Source organism: Microvirga sp. 2YAF29 (assembly GCF_052114605.1).
GTDB lineage: Bacteria > Pseudomonadota > Alphaproteobacteria > Rhizobiales > Beijerinckiaceae > Microvirga.
On sequence record NZ_JBFRFB010000021.1, the window covers coordinates 1 to 16,350 of the forward strand.

At 61.6% G+C, this 16,350-nt stretch carries 17 protein-coding genes and 1 tRNA gene; 15 read left to right on the forward strand and 3 right to left on the reverse strand.

Annotated elements, in window-relative coordinates; genetic code table 11:
• Nucleotides 1-464: 464 nt before the first annotated feature.
• Nucleotides 465-554, reverse strand: a tRNA-Ser gene (locus AB4Y85_RS17985).
• A 263-nt stretch (nt 555-817) separates the two neighbouring features.
• On the opposite strand from AB4Y85_RS17985, the gene rplU reads away from it, so the two are divergent.
• From rplU to AB4Y85_RS18045, 12 genes are all read left to right on the forward strand, one after another.
• The gene (gene rplU / locus AB4Y85_RS17990; RefSeq protein ID WP_441986298.1) at nt 818-1,210 is read left to right on the forward strand and encodes a 50S ribosomal protein L21; all 393 of its coding nucleotides are present in this window, start codon (nt 818-820) and stop codon (nt 1,208-1,210) included.
• 39 nt (nt 1,211-1,249) lie between these two features.
• Complete coding sequence (gene rpmA / locus AB4Y85_RS17995; protein WP_134494466.1) at nt 1,250-1,516, forward strand: 50S ribosomal protein L27; 267 nt, start codon at nt 1,250-1,252, stop codon at nt 1,514-1,516.
• Nucleotides 1,517-1,695: 179 nt separating this feature from the next.
• Nucleotides 1,696-2,346 carry a GNAT family N-acetyltransferase gene (locus AB4Y85_RS18000; protein ID WP_441986299.1) on the forward strand — a complete coding sequence of 217 codons (651 nt, stop codon included), beginning with the start codon at nt 1,696-1,698 and terminating at the stop codon, nt 2,344-2,346.
• Nucleotides 2,347-2,447: 101 nt separating this feature from the next.
• A complete protein-coding gene (gene obgE / locus AB4Y85_RS18005; RefSeq protein ID WP_441986300.1) occupies nt 2,448-3,482 on the forward strand; it encodes a GTPase ObgE in 1,035 nt (344 codons plus the stop codon).
• Nucleotides 3,479-4,627 (forward strand): glutamate 5-kinase, encoded by a 1,149-nt coding sequence (proB, locus tag AB4Y85_RS18010; protein WP_441986301.1) that lies wholly within the window; start codon nt 3,479-3,481, stop codon nt 4,625-4,627. The genes obgE and proB overlap by 4 nt, the downstream gene beginning before the upstream one ends.
• Nucleotides 4,628-4,649: 22 nt before the next feature.
• A complete protein-coding gene (locus AB4Y85_RS18015) occupies nt 4,650-5,936 on the forward strand; it encodes a glutamate-5-semialdehyde dehydrogenase (RefSeq protein WP_441986302.1) in 1,287 nt (428 codons plus the stop codon).
• Between the two features lie 26 nt (nt 5,937-5,962).
• On the forward strand, nt 5,963-6,589 hold the full coding sequence (locus AB4Y85_RS18020) for a nicotinate-nucleotide adenylyltransferase (protein ID WP_441986303.1): 627 nt from the start codon (nt 5,963-5,965) through the stop codon (nt 6,587-6,589).
• A 152-nt stretch (nt 6,590-6,741) separates the two neighbouring features.
• Nucleotides 6,742-7,071: a ribosome silencing factor gene (gene rsfS / locus AB4Y85_RS18025; protein WP_441986338.1), complete on the forward strand. Its 330-nt coding sequence runs from the start codon at nt 6,742-6,744 to the stop codon at nt 7,069-7,071.
• Between the two features lie 15 nt (nt 7,072-7,086).
• A complete protein-coding gene (gene rlmH / locus AB4Y85_RS18030) occupies nt 7,087-7,581 on the forward strand; it encodes a 23S rRNA (pseudouridine(1915)-N(3))-methyltransferase RlmH (RefSeq protein WP_441986304.1) in 495 nt (164 codons plus the stop codon).
• A gap of 4 nt (nt 7,582-7,585) precedes the next feature.
• Nucleotides 7,586-8,935: a murein hydrolase activator EnvC family protein gene (locus AB4Y85_RS18035; RefSeq protein ID WP_441986305.1), complete on the forward strand. Its 1,350-nt coding sequence runs from the start codon at nt 7,586-7,588 to the stop codon at nt 8,933-8,935.
• A complete protein-coding gene (locus tag AB4Y85_RS18040) occupies nt 8,935-10,251 on the forward strand; it encodes a S41 family peptidase (RefSeq protein ID WP_441986306.1) in 1,317 nt (438 codons plus the stop codon). Before AB4Y85_RS18035 ends, AB4Y85_RS18040 begins: the two co-directional genes overlap by 1 nt.
• 318 nt (nt 10,252-10,569) lie before the next feature.
• Nucleotides 10,570-11,112, forward strand: coding sequence for an RNA pyrophosphohydrolase (locus AB4Y85_RS18045; RefSeq protein ID WP_441986307.1), 543 nt, complete (start codon nt 10,570-10,572; stop codon nt 11,110-11,112).
• Nucleotides 11,113-11,191: 79 nt separating this feature from the next.
• On the opposite strand, the gene AB4Y85_RS18050 is transcribed toward AB4Y85_RS18045, so the two are convergent.
• Nucleotides 11,192-11,386 (reverse strand): hypothetical protein, encoded by a 195-nt coding sequence (locus AB4Y85_RS18050; RefSeq protein ID WP_441986308.1) that lies wholly within the window; start codon nt 11,384-11,386, stop codon nt 11,192-11,194.
• Nucleotides 11,387-11,783: 397 nt separating this feature from the next.
• Between AB4Y85_RS18050 and AB4Y85_RS18055 the strand changes: the two genes are divergently transcribed.
• Entirely contained in the window at nt 11,784-13,190 is a 1,407-nt protein-coding gene (locus tag AB4Y85_RS18055; RefSeq protein WP_441986309.1) for a UDP-N-acetylmuramoyl-tripeptide--D-alanyl-D-alanine ligase, read from the forward strand.
• A 9-nt stretch (nt 13,191-13,199) separates the two neighbouring features.
• Here the strand turns inward: AB4Y85_RS18055 and AB4Y85_RS18060 are convergent, their stop codons facing one another.
• Nucleotides 13,200-14,048, reverse strand: a complete 849-nt coding sequence (locus AB4Y85_RS18060; protein WP_441986310.1) for a D-alanyl-D-alanine carboxypeptidase family protein — start codon at nt 14,046-14,048, stop codon at nt 13,200-13,202.
• Nucleotides 14,049-14,477: 429 nt separating this feature from the next.
• On the opposite strand from AB4Y85_RS18060, the gene AB4Y85_RS18065 reads away from it, so the two are divergent.
• Nucleotides 14,478-15,323 carry a hypothetical protein gene (locus AB4Y85_RS18065; RefSeq protein WP_441986311.1) on the forward strand — a complete coding sequence of 282 codons (846 nt, stop codon included), beginning with the start codon at nt 14,478-14,480 and terminating at the stop codon, nt 15,321-15,323.
• Complete coding sequence (locus AB4Y85_RS18070) at nt 15,320-16,330, forward strand: hypothetical protein (protein ID WP_441986312.1); 1,011 nt, start codon at nt 15,320-15,322, stop codon at nt 16,328-16,330. Before AB4Y85_RS18065 ends, AB4Y85_RS18070 begins: the two co-directional genes overlap by 4 nt.
• Nucleotides 16,331-16,350 lie beyond the last annotated feature (20 nt).

Genomic DNA, 16,350 nt, shown 5'->3' on the forward strand with positions numbered 1-16,350 from the left:
ACGCGGTGTACGCCTAAAAAAGCCGTGCGCGGGGAGCCGTCAGGTTCTCAACACAAACACACACACGAGCCGGACGCCTCCTCGCGCCCTCCCTCGACTGAACAAACCTCGGGCCACACGCCGCGAGGCCGTTCCCGCTTGCTCTTTGATAGACCAGGCTGATGATTCAGAAATGCGACTGCGGACTGACGAGAGTTCAGTGCAACTCCCGTGTCCGCACTGGCGCGATTCTCAAATCGTCATCGCATTTGGCGGCATAAATGCTTTAGGTAGTCTCTCAACCAGAATGGTTACGCTGATATTGTTTCCACAAGCTTGCTGCCCCGGATCAACGATGGCTTCCTGGTTTGCCATTCATCGATGAACGTCCACAAACACAGGCGCACAGCTGATCGGTGAAGTGGGGAAGAAAGTCAGCTCTGCCGAATCTTTCTCAACCTTATCAGTAGGTTAGACTTGAATAATGGCGGAGAGGGGGAGATTCGAACTCCCGATACGGTTGCCCGTATGCCGCATTTCGAGTGCGGTGCATTCAACCACTCTGCCACCTCTCCGGGTCGCGAAGGCTCTTGAGCCCGCTGGTTGAGGCCGGGTGGATATCATGGGCTTGGCGGCTCTTCAAGCTCCTTGATCAAGGTTTTTGATTGACAAAGTCTAAGGGGGGCCGTAGGTAGGCCTCCTCTATGAGCGGATAAAAGTGTCTGCTCGTATCCATGCGGCTGTGTCAAACGGCCGTGAACCGAAGCCGGAAACTGCCAAAAAGCCAATCCTGCGGGAGTTTTGCCGTTGAGAATTGGGTTTGAACACGAGGATCAAGATGTTCGCAGTGATCAAGACCGGCGGCAAGCAGTATCGCGTTGCCGCCAATGACGTCATCACCGTCGCCACGCTCGCGGGCGAGCCGGGCACCGCCGTTACCTTCGACCAGATTCTCATGGTCACCAACGACGGCAGCACCCAGGTTGGCGCCCCCCTCGTCGAGGGCGTGACCGTGGCAGGCGAAGTGGTGGAGCACACCCGCGGCGAGAAGGTCATCTCCTTCAAGAAGCGTCGTCGCCAGAATTCGCGCCGCAAGCGCGGGCATCGCCAGGACTACACCGTTGTGCGGATCACCGAGATCCTCGCCGGCGGCGCGAAGCCCAAGAAGGCTGCGGCCAAGAAGACCACCAAGGCAGCGGCTGACGAAGCTGCGCCGGCCAGCGCTGAATAAGCGTTCGGCACCTGAAACAGAACACGGGAGTACACACCCATGGCTCATAAAAAAGCAGGCGGTTCGTCTCGCAACGGCCGCGACTCCGCAGGCCGTCGTCTCGGCGTCAAGAAGTTCGGCGACCAGCAGGTGATCGCCGGCAATATCATTATTCGTCAGCGCGGCACCAAATGGCATGCCGGCGCCAATGTCGGCATGGGCAAAGACCACACCCTCTTTGCCACGGCCGATGGCCGAGTCCGATTCCTTACGCGTCAAGGCCGAGCATTCGTATCGGTCGTACCGGCCCAAGAGGCAGCAGAATAAACGGCGAGAGCAAAACGAAGGAGCTCCCGCCGGCATCACACCGACCCGGCGGATCAGAAGCTCCGAAGTAGGCCCGAAAAGGCCAAGCTCAGATCCAAGAACCGACAGGGGAGGTGGGATGTCCACCTCCCCTTCGTGTTTTCCGGGCCAGGGAGGCCCATCCGGATCGGAGCAAGAGCATGTTTCCCGACCTCACCCGTGACGACGTTTTCCGTCTCGAGACCCGCCGCCTCTGGCTGCGCTGGCCCCGACTTGCGGACGCCCAGGCGATCGTACGCCTGGCGGGGGAGAAAGCTGTCGCGGACATGACGGCTCGAATTCCGCATCCCTATCCGCCGGAGCAAGCCGAAAGGTTCATCTTCCAGGCCAGGCGCGACAATGCGAACGGCGAAAGCCTGCAGCTCGCCATCACCCCGAAGGGAAAGCCTAACAGCCTGATCGGGATGGTGGGCATCGGCTCCAACCCGGAAACCGGTAAGCCGGATCTCGGCTACTGGCTCGGCACCCCCTCGTGGGGGCAAGGCTATGCCACGGAAGCGGCGAGGGCCTTGATCGATGCCTTCTTCGCCTATGGCCATGAGAGCGAGCTGACTGCGAGCCCCCGGGTCATCAACCCGGCCTCCCGGCGGGTCCTGGAAAAGTGCGGCTTCGCCTATCAGGGCGCAGGCCTCATGGAACTGCCTGCCAGGGGCGGCCTCTATCCGGCCGACCATTTCCGCCTTGACCGGCGGGCATGGGAAAGCCTCAAGACCTGGTCGCATATGGGCCTCGTTCCCGAGCCCAGCTGCATCGAGGTCGAATTGGACCGCTCTATTTCGCTTGCGAGCTAGACTAAGACCTTAAGACTTCTTGCGCTCCCGAAACCATTCGGGGGCGCTTCTCTTTTGTCTGCGTTGCTCGCATCCATGTTGTCCCGTAAAGGATACGGGTTATGAAATTTCTCGACCAAGCCAAGATCTATATTCGTTCCGGCAATGGCGGCGGCGGTGCCGTCTCGTTTCGCCGTGAAAAATTCATCGAGTTCGGCGGGCCGGACGGCGGCGATGGCGGCCGTGGCGGCGATGTCTGGGCCGAATGCGTGGAGGGTTTGAACACCCTCATCGACTATCGCTACCAGCAGCACTTCAAGGCCAAGACCGGCGGCCACGGCATGGGCAAGAACCGCGCGGGTGCCAAGGGCGCCGACGCGGTGCTCAAAGTCCCCGCAGGCACCGAGATCCTGGAAGAGGACGGCGAGACCGTCATTGCCGACATGACCCATGTGGGCCAGAAGGTGCTGCTTGCCAAAGGCGGCAATGGCGGCTTCGGCAACGCCTATTTCACCACCTCGACCAACCGCGCGCCGCGCCGGGCCAATCCGGGTCAGGAAGGCGTGGAGATGAACATCGTCCTGCGTCTCAAGCTGATCGCGGATGCGGGCCTGGTCGGTCTTCCCAATGCAGGCAAGTCCACCTTCCTGGCGGCGGTCACCGCGGCAAAGCCCAAGATTGCGGATTATCCCTTCACCACGCTCCACCCGGGGCTCGGTGTCGTGCGCATTCATAATCGTGAATTCGTGCTGGCCGACATTCCGGGACTCATCGAAGGCGCGTCGGAAGGCGTGGGCCTCGGCGACCGTTTCCTGAGTCATGTGGAGCGCTGCCGCGTGCTGCTGCATCTGGTCGAAGGCACGAGCGAGGATGCGGGCGAGGCGTACAAGACCGTGCGCCACGAGATCGAGGCTTACGGCCACGGCCTCGAGGACAAGCCCGAGATCGTTGCCCTCTCCAAAGCCGATGCGTTGGATGAGGACACGTTGAAGGAGCAGCTCAAAAAGCTGAAGAAGGCCTGCAAGCGCACGCCGCTTGTCGTCTCTTCCGCCTCCGGCCAGGGCGTGCCGGAGGTGCTGCAATCGCTGCTTTCCGTGATCGACGAGGCGAAGGTCGAGGAGAAAGCCGCAGAAACCCAGGAAGAGTGGCGTCCGTGACCCCGCAGATCCATCAGTTCCGCCGCGTCGTCCTCAAAGTCGGCTCCGCGCTGCTGGTGGACAGGGCGCGTGGACGGCTGAACCATGCATGGCTTGCGGCGCTTTCCGAGGACATTGCCGATTTGCACGCGCAGGGCGCGGATGTGCTTGTCGTCTCGTCCGGCGCCATCGCCATGGGCCGCACGGTGCTGGGGCTTCCATCGGGCGCTTTGCGTCTCGAAGAAAGTCAGGCGGCTGCGGCTGTTGGCCAGATCGCTCTGGCGAGGATCTGGTCGGAGGTGCTGGCGCATCACGCCATCACGGCCGGGCAGATTCTTGTCACGCTCGCCGATACGGAGCAGCGCCGACGCTACCTGAATGCGCGCGCGACCACGTTGAAGCTTCTCGAAATGCGGGCGGTGCCCGTCGTCAACGAGAACGACACCGTCGCCACATCCGAGATCCGCTACGGTGACAATGATCGTCTCGCGGCGCGTGTTGCCACCATGATCGGCGCCGACCTGCTGGTGCTGTTCTCCGATGTCGATGGGCTCTACACCGCTCCGCCCGCAGCCGATCCGAATGCACAGCACATTCCCGTTGTCGAGCGCATCACGCCGGCTATCGAGGCGATGGCGGGAGGCGCGGCTTCCGAACTATCGCGCGGCGGCATGCGCACCAAGATCGAAGCGGGCAAGATCGCGACCTCCGGCGGCACGCATATGGTCATCGCCGACGGACGCACGAAGAATCCGCTGAAGCGTATCGCCGAGGGCGGACGCTGCACGTGGTTCCTCACACCATCGAATCCGGCGACTGCACGCAAGACCTGGATCGCCGGTGCACTCGAACCGCGCGGCACGCTCGTGGTCGATGAAGGCGCGGCGCGTGCGCTCAAAGGTGGTGCGAGCTTGCTGCCCGTGGGCGTGCGCCGGATCGAGGGATCGTTCCATCGCGGCGATGCGGTGACGATCCGCGACGAAACCCGCGTTCTCGGTCGCGGTCTCGTGGCTTACGACGCGGATGACGCTGTGCGCATCATCGGGCGCCCGAGCCGAGAGATCGAGGCGATCCTCGGCTATCCCGGCCGCACGGAAATGGTGCATCGGGACGACATGGCGCTCTCCCTCGACATGGGGCAGGGCGTAGAGAAGACTGGGACTTGAAGAAGACTGCGGGCTTAAGATCATGAATGCGCTCAAGCTGATCGATACCGACGACACCGCCGTGCTCATGGAGCGTATGGGCCGCGAGGCCCGCGCCGCCGCGCGTAAGGTCGCTCTTGCTCCAGCCGAGCAGAAGGACGAGGCGCTGCTTGCAATCGCTTCCCGCATTCGCGCGCGCCAGAGTGCGATCCTCAAGGCGAATGAAGAGGATCTCGCCGAGGCAAAGGCCAAGGGGCAGACGGCAGCCTATATGGATCGCCTGGCGCTGAACCCTGAACGGGTCGAGGCCATCGCCGAGGCGGTGGAAAGCGTCGCCGCCTTGTCCGATCCGGTCGGGCGCGTGCTTGCGGGTTTCGAGCGTCCCAACGGATTGCGGATCGAGCGCGTGGCGACGCCGCTCGGCGTGATCGGCGTGATATTCGAGAGCCGTCCCAATGTGACGGCGGATGCGGGTGCGCTCTGCCTCAAGGCGGGCAATGCCGCCATCCTGCGCACCGGCTCCGACAGTTTCCGCAGCGCGCTCGAAATCGCGGAGGCCATCGGCGATGGGCTGAAACAGGCGGGCCTGCCGCGCGAGGCCATCCGCCTCGTGCCGACCCGTGATCGTGCAGCGGTCGGCGCCATGCTGTCGGGCCTCGACGGTAATATCGACGTCATCGTGCCGCGTGGGGGAAAGAGCCTCGTGGCGCGGGTGCAGGAGGAGGCGCGCGTGCCGGTCTTCGCGCATCTGGAAGGGCTCAACCATGTCTATGTGCATGGGCAAGCCGATCTGGAGATGGCGAAGAAGATCGTGTTGAACGCCAAGATGCGCCGCACGGGCGTCTGCGGCGCGGCTGAAACCCTGCTGGTGGACCGCGCCTGCGCGGATACGCATCTCGCGCCGCTGGTCGCGATGCTGCTCGATGCCGGATGCGCCGTTCGCGGCGATGAAGACGTGCAGGCCGCCGATCCACGCGTAACCGCGGCGACGGAAGAGGATTGGCGCACCGAATATCTCGACGCCATCATCGCGATGCGCGTCGTGGACGGGCTCGATGCGGCGATTGCCCATATCGAGACTTACGGTTCGCATCACACCGATTCCATCGTGACGGATGATCGGGAGGCAGCCGAACGTTTCCTGGCGGAAGTGGATTCGGCCATCGTGCTCCACAACGCCTCGACCCAGTTCGCCGATGGCGGGGAGTTCGGCTTCGGCGCCGAGATCGGCATCGCCACGGGCCGCATGCATGCCCGCGGGCCGGTGGGCGTGGAGCAGCTGACCTCGTTCAAGTACCGCATCCACGGTTCGGGCCAGACACGTCCGTGAGTTCTGCCCCTTCGCGTTTTCGTTTCATGCCCTCGGGACTGGTGCGGCTGCCGCCGGTAGCGGCAGGAATGCGGATCGGGCTCTATGGCGGCTCCTTCAATCCGCCCCATGCCGGGCATCGCCATGTAAGCCTCATGGCTCTGAAGCGCTTAGGGCTCGACCGTGTCTGGTGGATCGTCACCCCCGGCAATCCGCTGAAGGATACCGGAGAACTCGCCTCCACCGCCATGCGCGTGACTGAAGCCAGGGATATGGCGGACGATCCCCGCATCGAGGTGACCGCTTTCGAGGAGGAGATCGGGGCGCGTTATACGGTCGATACCCTGGCCTTTCTCATGCGGCGCTATCCGGGCGTTCACTTCGTCTGGATCATGGGGGCCGACAATCTGGCTGGCTTCCACCGCTGGCGCGGCTGGCGGCGCATCGCCAGGATGATGCCGATGGCGGTCGTCGACCGCCCTGGCTGGACTTTGAAGGCCGCCCGTTCGCGCAGCGCCACGGCGCTTGGGGCATATCGTGTGGATGAAAGGCAGGCGCGAGCCCTGGCGGGAATGCAGGCTCCAGCCTGGGTTTTCCTTTACGGACCCCGTTCCCATCTGTCATCTACAGAGCTACGCCGCCTGCGACGAACTTCTCTCGCAAGTGAACGTTGAAAAATGGGGCCGTCCGATCTTATCTTAGAGGGACGGCGCAGACCCAAGCGCTGTTTGGAAAGGGCTTGAACCTGAATCGACTAACTCCCCTCGAAGCGAACACGAACACGCTTCCCCCTCTCTCCGGAGCGACTGCTCCGCATGATGAGGATATCCGAGCCGCCGCCCTGGCTTCTCTCGAGGACATGAAGGCCGAGAACACGGTCGAGATCGACCTGACCGGCAAGACCTCGCTTGCAGATACCATGATCGTCACTTCGGGCCGTTCCCACCGCCACGTGGGCGCGATTGCAGACCGTTTGGTCAAGGACCTCAAAGAAAAGGGGTTTGGCAATGCGCGCGTGGAAGGTCTGCCCGCATGCGATTGGGTGCTGATCGATGCCGGTGACATTCTGGTCCACGTTTTCCGTCCCGAGGTCCGTGGTTTCTACAATCTCGAGAAAATGTGGGGCGCCGATCGCCCGCAGGACCGTGCGAGCTGATTAAGGCCTGAAACGTTGCGACTGAGCTTGCTGGCCGTGGGCCGTCTTAAAAGCGGCCCCGAACGGGAGCTGGTCGAGCGCTACAGGCAGCGGGTCGACGGCATGGGCCGGGCCATGGGCTTGGCGGGGCTCGACATTGTCGAGCTGCCGGAAAGCCGGGCGCGCCGGGACGATGACCGGCGGGCCGAAGAGGCCTCCACTTTGCTGGAAAAGGCCGGATCTTCCGTCCTGATCGTGTTCGACGAGCGCGGCAAAAGCCCGTCGAGCGAATCTTTCGCGGAACGAATCAGGCAATGGCGGGACGAGGGGCGCTCCGGCGTCGCTTGCGTGATCGGCGGGCCTGATGGGCTCGATCCCAAGATTCGCCAGCGCGCTGAAATGGTGGTTTCCTTCGGCGCGCTTACTATGCCGCACCAGATCGTCAGGGCGCTCGTGGCCGAACAGCTCTATCGGGCGCTGACAATCATCGCTGGTCACCCTTATCATCGGGCCGGCCACGATGATTCCTGACCAAATGATTCTTTTGAGAGATTTTCCAGCGCTTAAGCCTTTGGGCCTCGCCTTGTGCTTGACGGCCCTGGGGCTGAGCCCTGCGGCTGCCCAACCGGCGCCTGCGATAGGCCCTGCTCAGGCCGTGCCGGAGACGGCAGCCGAGCGGGAGAAGCGCCAGAACGACCTTAAGGTTCTGGAAGAGGCGATGAACGCCAATGCGGCGGCCCAGAAGCGCCTCGAATCCGAAATCGACGAGATCAAGGCCGACAGGGCTAGGTTGAATGCGACCCTGATCGAGACTGCGGGCCGCGTGCGGAATACGGAAGACCGTATTCGCGGCCTGGAGCAGCGCCTTCAGACCCTAACCGCCTCCGAGGCGGCCATCCGCCGCTCCCTTGAGGGCCGAAGGGGTGTCATCGTCGAGGTTTTTGCCGCCCTTCAGCGCATGGGGCGCCGCCCGCCGCCGGCCGTGCTAGTGCGGCCCGAGGATATGCTGGAAGCTGTGCGGGCCTCGATCATGCTGGGGGCTGTCTTGCCCGAGCTTAGGGTCGAGGCGGAAATCCTGGCCACTGATCTGGCTGAGCTGGTGCGCCTCAAGGAGGCTATCGCTACGGACCGTCTGACCCTCAATACGGAGCTGGCGGCCCTTAACGGAGAGCAGCAAAGGCTTTCTTCCCTTATAGACGCCCGCCAGAGCCGCATGACCGAGGTCGAGCGCAACATGGGTGCCGAGCGTGGCAAGGCGGCCGAGCTTGCCAAGCAGGCCGGCACTCTCAAAGAGTTGATCGACCGTATGGAAGCCGAGATTTCAGGCGCCCAACGGGCGGCCGAGGAGGCGCGCAAGGCTGCGGAAGCGCAGGAGCGCGATGCCAAGGAGCGATTCGCCCAGGCCGCCTTCCGCGATCCGGCAAGGCTTGCTCCCAAAATTCCCTTCAATGAGGCGAGGGGGCTTCTGCCGAGGCCTGTCAGTGGCGATACGGCCCTCGAATTCGGGGAGGCCGACGGCTATGGCGGAACGACGCGCGGCATTTCGATCACCACCCGCTCCAAGGCGGCTGTTGTATCACCTGCGGACGGCTGGGTGGCCTTTGCGGGGCCCTTCCGATCCTACGGTCGACTCTTGATCATCAATGCCGGGGGAGGATATTATGTCCTTCTGGCCGGTATGGACCAAATCAATGTCGATGTCGGGCAATTCGTGCTCGCCGGCGAGCCTGTTGCAAGCATGGGAGATACACCTCTCATGAGTTTGACCGGTTCTGCCATAGAAAAGAACAACCCCGTCCTCTATGTTGAGTTCAGGAAAGACGGCGGTTCGATCGACCCAGGTCCCTGGTGGGCGAAATCGCAAAGCGAAAAGGTTCGCGGATAATGCGCAAACTATCTCTTTTGATTCTCGGTGCGGCTCTCGGCGCAGGCGGCGCGACCATGGTGTCGCAGACGAGCCTGATGACCGCTGGCGCTGTTGCGGCGTCCGCCGACACGTACCGGCAGCTGAGCCTTTTCGGAGACGTCTTCGAAAAGGTCCGGACGGATTATGTCGAGCGGCCCGAAGAGGGCAAGCTCGTCGAATCGGCCATCAACGGCATGCTGACCTCCCTCGACCCGCATTCCAGCTACATGGACGCCAAGAGCTTCCGTGACATGCAGGTTCAGACCCGCGGCGAGTTCGGCGGCCTGGGCATCGAGGTCACCATGGAAGACGGCCTCGTGAAGGTCGTCACCCCCATCGACGAGACGCCCGCCTCCCGCGCCGGCGTTCTGGCCAATGACGTCATCACCCACATCGACAACGAGCCGGTCCAGGGCCTCAACCTGAATCAGGCGGTCGACAAGATGCGCGGCCCGGTCAATTCCTCCGTGACGCTGAAGATCCAGCGCAAGGAGGCCAAGGACCCGATCGAGGTGAAGCTGACCCGCGAAACCATCAAGGTCCGTCCGGTCCGCGCCCGTGTCGAGGGCGATATCGGTGTGCTGCGCGTGAGCCAGTTCAACGAACAGACCTATGAGAACCTGCGCACGAGCATCGAAAAGCTCACGACCGATATCGGCGCCGACAAGGTCTCGGGCTTCGTCATCGACCTGCGCAACAATCCAGGCGGTCTGCTCGATCAGGCCATCATGGTTTCCGACGCCTTCCTCGACCGCGGCGAGATCGTCTCGACCCGCAGCCGTAATGCGGAGGATACCCAGCGCTTCAGCGCCAAGGCGGGCGACCTCACCAAGGGCAAGCCGCTCGTGGTGGTCGTCAATGGCGGTTCGGCCTCGGCTTCCGAGATCGTGGCCGGCGCCCTGCAGGATCACAAGCGCGCGACGGTGCTTGGAACACGCTCCTTCGGCAAGGGCTCCGTGCAGACCATCATCCCGCTCGGCGGCAACGGTGCCGTGCGCCTGACGACGGCGCGCTACTACACTCCGTCGGGCCGTTCGATCCAGGCTAAGGGCATCGATCCTGATGTCGAGGTGTTGCAGGACATCCCGGACGAGCTGAAGGGCAAGGACGAGACCAAGGGTGAAGCCGGTCTGCGCGGTCACCTGAGCAACGGCGGCGACAAGGAAGAGCGTGGCGGATCCTCCGCTTACGTTCCGCCGGATCCGACCAAGGACAAGCAGTTGCTCGCGGCGTATGACCTGCTGCACGGTGTGCGCAAGGGTGCCGCCAACACCACGACGCCGACGGCGAACTAAAGCGTCCAGCCTAAGCAATGCAGATCCGAAGGCCTGACGGCAAAACCGTCAGGCCTTTTCTCATTCGGGCTTTGACAAGTGCACGGAAACGCTTGTGCAGCCTCCCGCAAAGCTGCACTCTCAGGAGCATCGCGCGGCCCGCCGGGTCCACACGAACGATGCTCTCAATTTAAGAGAAGCATCGGATGGGGCCTAAAAGTGAAAATCCACTTTCGGGTCCGCTGCTATGACAAAGCTTTTGGAACCATCGGTGAATACCGGCGATGAATGAATGACTGGTAAGGCAGGATTCCAGCAAATGAAGGGAGTGATGATCGGATGAGGAGCGGCAAGGGCTCGCAAGACAGAAAAGACCTCCCATACCGATATTGTGTCGGTGTGATGCTTCTGAATCGAGATGGTCAGGTTTTCATCGGCCGCCGCCATTCCTCAGACTCCCACGATCAGGTTTCTGACGGCTATGCCTGGCAAATGCCGCAGGGCGGCATCGATCCGGGTGAGGATCCGTATCAGGCGGCCGTGCGCGAACTTTATGAAGAGACCAGTGTGCGAAGCGTGACCCTGCTCGCCGAAGCGCCCGGTTGGTACTCTTACGAACTGCCCTCCATGGTCGCAGGCCGCGCCTGGAGAGGCCGTTACCGGGGGCAGACGCAGAGATGGTTCGCCTTCCGCTTCGAGGGCGACGAGAGCGAGATCAACATCAGCAAGCCGGGCGGCGGTCACCACAAGCCGGAATTCGACGAATGGCGTTGGGAGGAGATGCACCGATTGCCGGAGTTGATCATCCCCTTCAAACGCGATGTCTATGAAAAGGTCGTCTCGGCTTTCAGCTTCCTGGCGCCGCAGGATTCGAAGGCCTGAGGCCTCACGATCCGCTCATCATTGGGAGACATCTGCGGCATCCGACGATGCCGCAGACTGCCACTTGAGCGATGAGCCTTTAGGCTGCGTAGGGAAATTTGCCCGGATCGGCCTTTGCCATGGACCGCTTGTCCTCGGAGGCCAGAAGCGCCAGAGCGGCGCGGGCGTAATGACGAAATTCTTCTTTTAAAATTTCAGGTTCGGCTTCCCAAACCATAGCATCATCCTCGGCCTCATAGAGTGCGCGAGCGACAAACTCGATCTGCTGATTCATGATTCTTGCCCCTGACATATTCTGCCAGATAATGTTTGAGTTCTATCTTGCTGAGATCACTGCAGCTTTTGTCTGCTAGCGCTCTCAAGGTCGTAATGGACCATGCCGTTATTTGCACAAAAGGCGCTTCGTTTGGCAAAGGCGCAAAAGTGGTAGCCCATAAGTGGCGGCAAGTTCGCCGAGTCGGACTGGCCTCGGCAATTGTATGAATGGAATGTCATAACGAAGGTGGGAAGGGTCAATTCCTTAGCTTCGCCGAGCGATGAGGCTGAGTTCGGTCGACCGGGGCAATCCTTAAAGGAGAGACTAACTCTTAAGGGAGCGATGACTGATTGCCCTCATAAGGGCGGCTTCCCTCATATGCTGCCGAGATCGAATCGGTGGAACGGGGAAGACAATGCCCTGGACGAAAGCTGAGCTTGCGCGGATCACGGGCGGAGTCTGGGAAGGCGATCTGCCGGAGAATTGGACGACGGATCGCATCGCGTTTTCCAACGGCTTGGTTCGCCCCGATGCGCTCGTCATCCCCTATGTCCATACCTACCTTTATGGCGTGAAGCCCGCGAAGATCGCCCGTTTCAGGCAGCAGGGGCTCGCTCTCCTTGCGGATGCCAAGTATCGGCGCGATTTCGAAGACCTTGCCGTGCTTCGGGTTCCTTCCATCCGCGCCGCTCTTTGGTATTTGGCCAAGCATGCGCGTGCCGCGTATCGGGGGCGCCTCACCGCCGTGGGTGGCAGCGTGGGCAAAACGAGCACTACCGCGATGTTCAATGCGATTCTCACTGCAACAGGCCATCCGCCTTTCCCGGACGAGAACTTCAACACCGTCTCCGGCGTGCTCGGCCAGATTGCCAACCTTCCCCCCCATGGCATCCACGCCGTCGAGGTGTCGATCGGATTTCACCGACGGGATCTCGGCGAGTTCGCGCTCAAGCCGCATGCTGCGCTCATCACGACAATCGGTGATGCCCATCTCGAAGAATACGGTTCGCGCGAGGCCATCGCCGAGATGAAGTCTCGCGTGTACGATGTTACTGACGGCGGCACGGCAATCGTTCCGCGAGACTCCGATCAGTTCGATTACCTTCGTGGCCGCGCCCTGTCGTATGGGGCAAAGGTCACATCCTTCGGGGAGCATGCCAAGGCTGACTTCAGGCTCGCGGACTATGCCCATGGCACCCAGATCGTGCGCGCGGTGCTACGAGGCCGTGACTTCGCCTATAAGCTGGGTATTTCGGGACGGCACATGGCCATCAACAGTCTCGGCGTATTGGCAGCAGCCGATGCGCTCGGCCTCGATCTGAATTTCGCCGCCGGCGCGCTCGAGGGGATGAAGGCCATCGCCGGGCGCGGCAATGTCATGCACATTTCTCTGGCGTCCGGCGCCGCTCAAATCTTCGATGAAGCTTACAACGCTAACCCGACATCGGTCGCCGCCGTGCTGGCGGCATTCGGTCAGCAACGCCGCGAGGGTGATGGCCGGAAGCTCGCGCTCCTCGGCGACATGCGAGAATTGGGACCGCGCTCTGCAGAACTTCATGCAGGTCTGGCGGAGCCTGTCCTCGCGGCCGATCTCGACACGGTGATGACAGTGGGAGAGCAGATGACCCATCTCCGCCGGGCTCTGCCGAAACACATCCTGGGTCCGCATTATGCGACCGCAGACGATGTCCTGCCCAGTCTGGTAGGCATTCTTCGCGCGGGAGACCAACTTCTCGTCAAGGCTTCGCACGGCACGCGCCTGCATGAAGTCGTCGCCCGCATGCGTCTGCAGCTTGGCGACGGCAGCGGTGCCGCGGCCTGACCTCTGTCCTCACATCTCATTAAGAGCGTTCAGCAGAAGCCGCATATCCGCATAGCGGGCGCTGTCCGAGGGCGAGCACAGGATGACCGAGGCCAGCTTCGCTCCCGTGCCCGTCCGCGAGCAGATGGCGAGGTTATAGGTGATGGCCCGGAGCGTTCCGGTCTTGCCTCCGAGAACGTTGTCATCCTCGATCATCTTTACGGACGATGCGATGTTTTCACGTCTGGCATTCGGCCCAACGATCGTCATTTCGTAGGTGGCCTTGCTCCAGACATTCGTGATCGCCGGGCGCTGGCTTGCGGCCACCAGGAGCCTCGCCATGTCTACGGCGGTCGTGACTTGCGCCGAGGCCTTGAGCCCATGCGGATTGACGAAAATCGACCGGGTCATCCCGAGCCTGGCGGCTGTCACATTCATCTCCTGAATGAAGCGAGCGATGGGGCTTGTCTCATGATCTTCAGGATCGAGCAGAACTTGGCCAAATGTTCGTGCCACCACATTGGCGGTGACGTTGGATGACGGCAGCAGCATGTTGGCAATCGCATCCTGTAAGGAAAAGCGATCGCCCGCTTCGATGTTTCTTCCCGTCCCCTTCGCCTCATCTCCGGCGCGCATTCTCAGCATGGTGCCCAGGGATCGGCCGAACCGTGACGCCACTTCGAGCGCCGTCACGATGGTCAGGAGTTTCGTGAGCGAAGCAGGGTGGAATGCCTCGTCCGGATTCTTGGCGTAGACTTCGTGCTGATGCCCGTCCGATGAAATTTTAAGAACCATCGCCGCTTGAGCGGAGAGCGCAATGGAACCTTGTGCCCGATCTCGCTCACGGTGTGTGAGGTCGGCGTCGTGGCGAATATGCATGGGAGCGGCCTCCCTCGGATCGCACCAGCATATATGCGCCCAGCGGCCAGACCCACCTGCTCTTCGGGAGGACCAAGGTGCGAGCCTAACGAAAAAGGCCCCGGCAAGCGGGGCCCTTTTCGGGATGGAAGCAAATGGTGCCCCTGGCCGGGCTGCCAAAGAGAAGCAAAATCAGCGGCTTACGGGAAGTGGGACACAGCTTTTCTATCAGGGTTTTCTAGGGTTTCACGCTCGATCTGTCCCACCGGATAAGCCACTTCCGCAAAAGAAAACCGCCGCACCGGCTGGTCCCCGGAACGGCGGCTCAATTCGAAAGCAGCTTGGTGGCGCTTCAAGGTCGGAATTTAGAGTAAACGGCCCCCAGTTGGCAAGTGTCATGCTGATCGGCCTGTTCAATGACGATGGCCATTTTTACGGCTGGGGACGCGCATGAGCGTCTCCCTTCTCGACAAGGCGCGTCTGCTTCAAGCCATCGTCGCGGATCCTAGCCTGCCGGCGGCAGCTAAGGCCGTGGCCGTCGCTCTAGTGCTAAATCATCTCAACGGTAGAACCGGACGTTGTGACCCGTCCTATGAGGTGTTGGGGGCCGGCGCAGGGTTAAAGCGTCGAGCCACGATCATGGCCATCCAGGATCTGGAAAAAGCTGGATGGCTCAAGATCGAACGCCGTGGCAGCCGCCATCGACCGAACCAATTCAATCTAGCCTTTGATCTTATCGCGACTGTAGGGGTGCACAATGATGCACCTCTTGATGCAGATTTAGAGGTGCATGCCGGTGCACCCATCGAGTCGTTAGGAGTACACGGTGATGCACCCCTAGACGGTTTAGGGGTGCACGGATTGTCGTTAGGGGTGCATGCCTATACACCCGAATCCTTGAAGAACACTCCTTCCCCTATCGGGGAAGGGGGAGATTCCCCCCTTTCCCCCCATCGCCCTGGGGGCGAGTTGGAGGCTTCCACCAAGGCCGCCTTCCGCGAATTCATGAACCACTACCCGAAGCGCGTCGGTTTCAAAGATGCCGAGCGGGCGTTCGCATGCGTGGTCACAGCGGGCGAAGCAACGGTCGAAGAGCTGATCGCCGGGGCCATGCGCTACGCCGCCGAGCGCGATGGCCAAGAGCAGCGCTACACGAAGGGTCCGGTGAGATGGCTCGAAGGCGGTCATTGGAAAGATGAGCCGGTGGACCCGTCACCGAAGGAACGCCCCGTCCATCGAGCAAACAATGGTGGAACGGATTGGATCGAGATTGCGCGCAGGAGCATAGGACGATGAGCAACATAACCAAACTCCGTGCCGAGCAGAACACTCCGAGCTTGCCAACACAGGCCGCCCTCATGGCCGCTGAGAAGGCCGCACAGAACTACATGGCTCGGATCAGTGTCTTGGATCGGTTGCCGAGGCTCAGCACGCCGGGGACGTATGTCTCGCTGGAGGTCTGTCGTCATGCTGCGCTGAAGCAGCGTGAGCAGCTTATGTCGCGCGATGCTTGCCGGGAACTGGCCCGCCCGCTCCAACAAGGGCTTCGCATGCCACCGACGCCCGATGTGGCGAAGATGGTCGTTGGGCAGCTTCTGACCGCCTATCCCACGAGTAAGATCGGAAACCCCGAGGCGTTCTTTGAAACGCTTGTGTTCGATTTGGTCGACGAAGGTATCCCCGATATCGTCATGGCCGCTGCGTGCCAGCAACTCCGGCGTACAAGTAGGTTTCTGCCGGCCATTGCCGAGGTCATAGAGGCTTGCCGTTCGAAAAAGAGCACCTACACGGCCATCTGCCGCGGGCACATGCGGTATCATGACAAGCTCGACGAGGTTCATAACATCCTTCACCTAACGGGAGGAGACCCGGACGCGCGTGAAGCTGATTGGAAGGGACATCACGGGATCTTGGCCGTCGAGTACATGAAGGGCGCCGGGAATGAGTACTGGTATGACCCTTGGCTCAATCCGGACCTAATGGAGCGTGATGGCGAGGGAGACGAGGAATACGACGCACGTATCCTCGCGCTGAAAGCCGCGGCTAAGGCTGATCCCGAAACATTCGCCATTCGTGAGATGGAAGCACGCGGTCGCCGCGACGGTCATGGCTCCGCAGATGAGAACCGGCTTCGGGCTGCCGCCGATCCGCTCCAATTTATCAACCACGAGACTATGAGACTTGGGAAGGCATTGCTCGGGCAAGGCCTCTCCTCGGAGCATGTGCGCGTGTACGTGCGTGCGTATCAAACGGCCTTTGAGGCTCGGGTGGCCGAGCAGCAGGTCAATCGTCTGAAAAAATAACGTGTTTCCAACAAAGCAAT

Coding starts and splice junctions, on each gene's coding strand:
- rplU (WP_441986298.1), top strand. CDS start 818: ATGTTCGCAGTGATCAAGACCGGCGGCAAGCAGTATCGCGTTGCCGCC.
- rpmA (WP_134494466.1), top strand. CDS start 1,250: ATGGCTCATAAAAAAGCAGGCGGTTCGTCTCGCAACGGCCGCGACTCC.
- AB4Y85_RS18000 (WP_441986299.1), top strand. CDS start 1,696: ATGTTTCCCGACCTCACCCGTGACGACGTTTTCCGTCTCGAGACCCGC.
- obgE (WP_441986300.1), top strand. CDS start 2,448: ATGAAATTTCTCGACCAAGCCAAGATCTATATTCGTTCCGGCAATGGC.
- AB4Y85_RS18015 (WP_441986302.1), top strand. CDS start 4,650: ATGAATGCGCTCAAGCTGATCGATACCGACGACACCGCCGTGCTCATG.
- AB4Y85_RS18020 (WP_441986303.1), top strand. CDS start 5,963: ATGCCCTCGGGACTGGTGCGGCTGCCGCCGGTAGCGGCAGGAATGCGG.
- AB4Y85_RS18035 (WP_441986305.1), top strand. CDS start 7,586: ATGATTCTTTTGAGAGATTTTCCAGCGCTTAAGCCTTTGGGCCTCGCC.
- AB4Y85_RS18040 (WP_441986306.1), top strand. CDS start 8,935: ATGCGCAAACTATCTCTTTTGATTCTCGGTGCGGCTCTCGGCGCAGGC.
- AB4Y85_RS18045 (WP_441986307.1), top strand. CDS start 10,570: ATGAGGAGCGGCAAGGGCTCGCAAGACAGAAAAGACCTCCCATACCGA.
- AB4Y85_RS18050 (WP_441986308.1), bottom strand. CDS start 11,386: ATGAATCAGCAGATCGAGTTTGTCGCTCGCGCACTCTATGAGGCCGAG.
- AB4Y85_RS18055 (WP_441986309.1), top strand. CDS start 11,784: ATGCCCTGGACGAAAGCTGAGCTTGCGCGGATCACGGGCGGAGTCTGG.
- AB4Y85_RS18060 (WP_441986310.1), bottom strand. CDS start 14,048: ATGCATATTCGCCACGACGCCGACCTCACACACCGTGAGCGAGATCGG.
- AB4Y85_RS18065 (WP_441986311.1), top strand. CDS start 14,478: ATGAGCGTCTCCCTTCTCGACAAGGCGCGTCTGCTTCAAGCCATCGTC.
- AB4Y85_RS18070 (WP_441986312.1), top strand. CDS start 15,320: ATGAGCAACATAACCAAACTCCGTGCCGAGCAGAACACTCCGAGCTTG.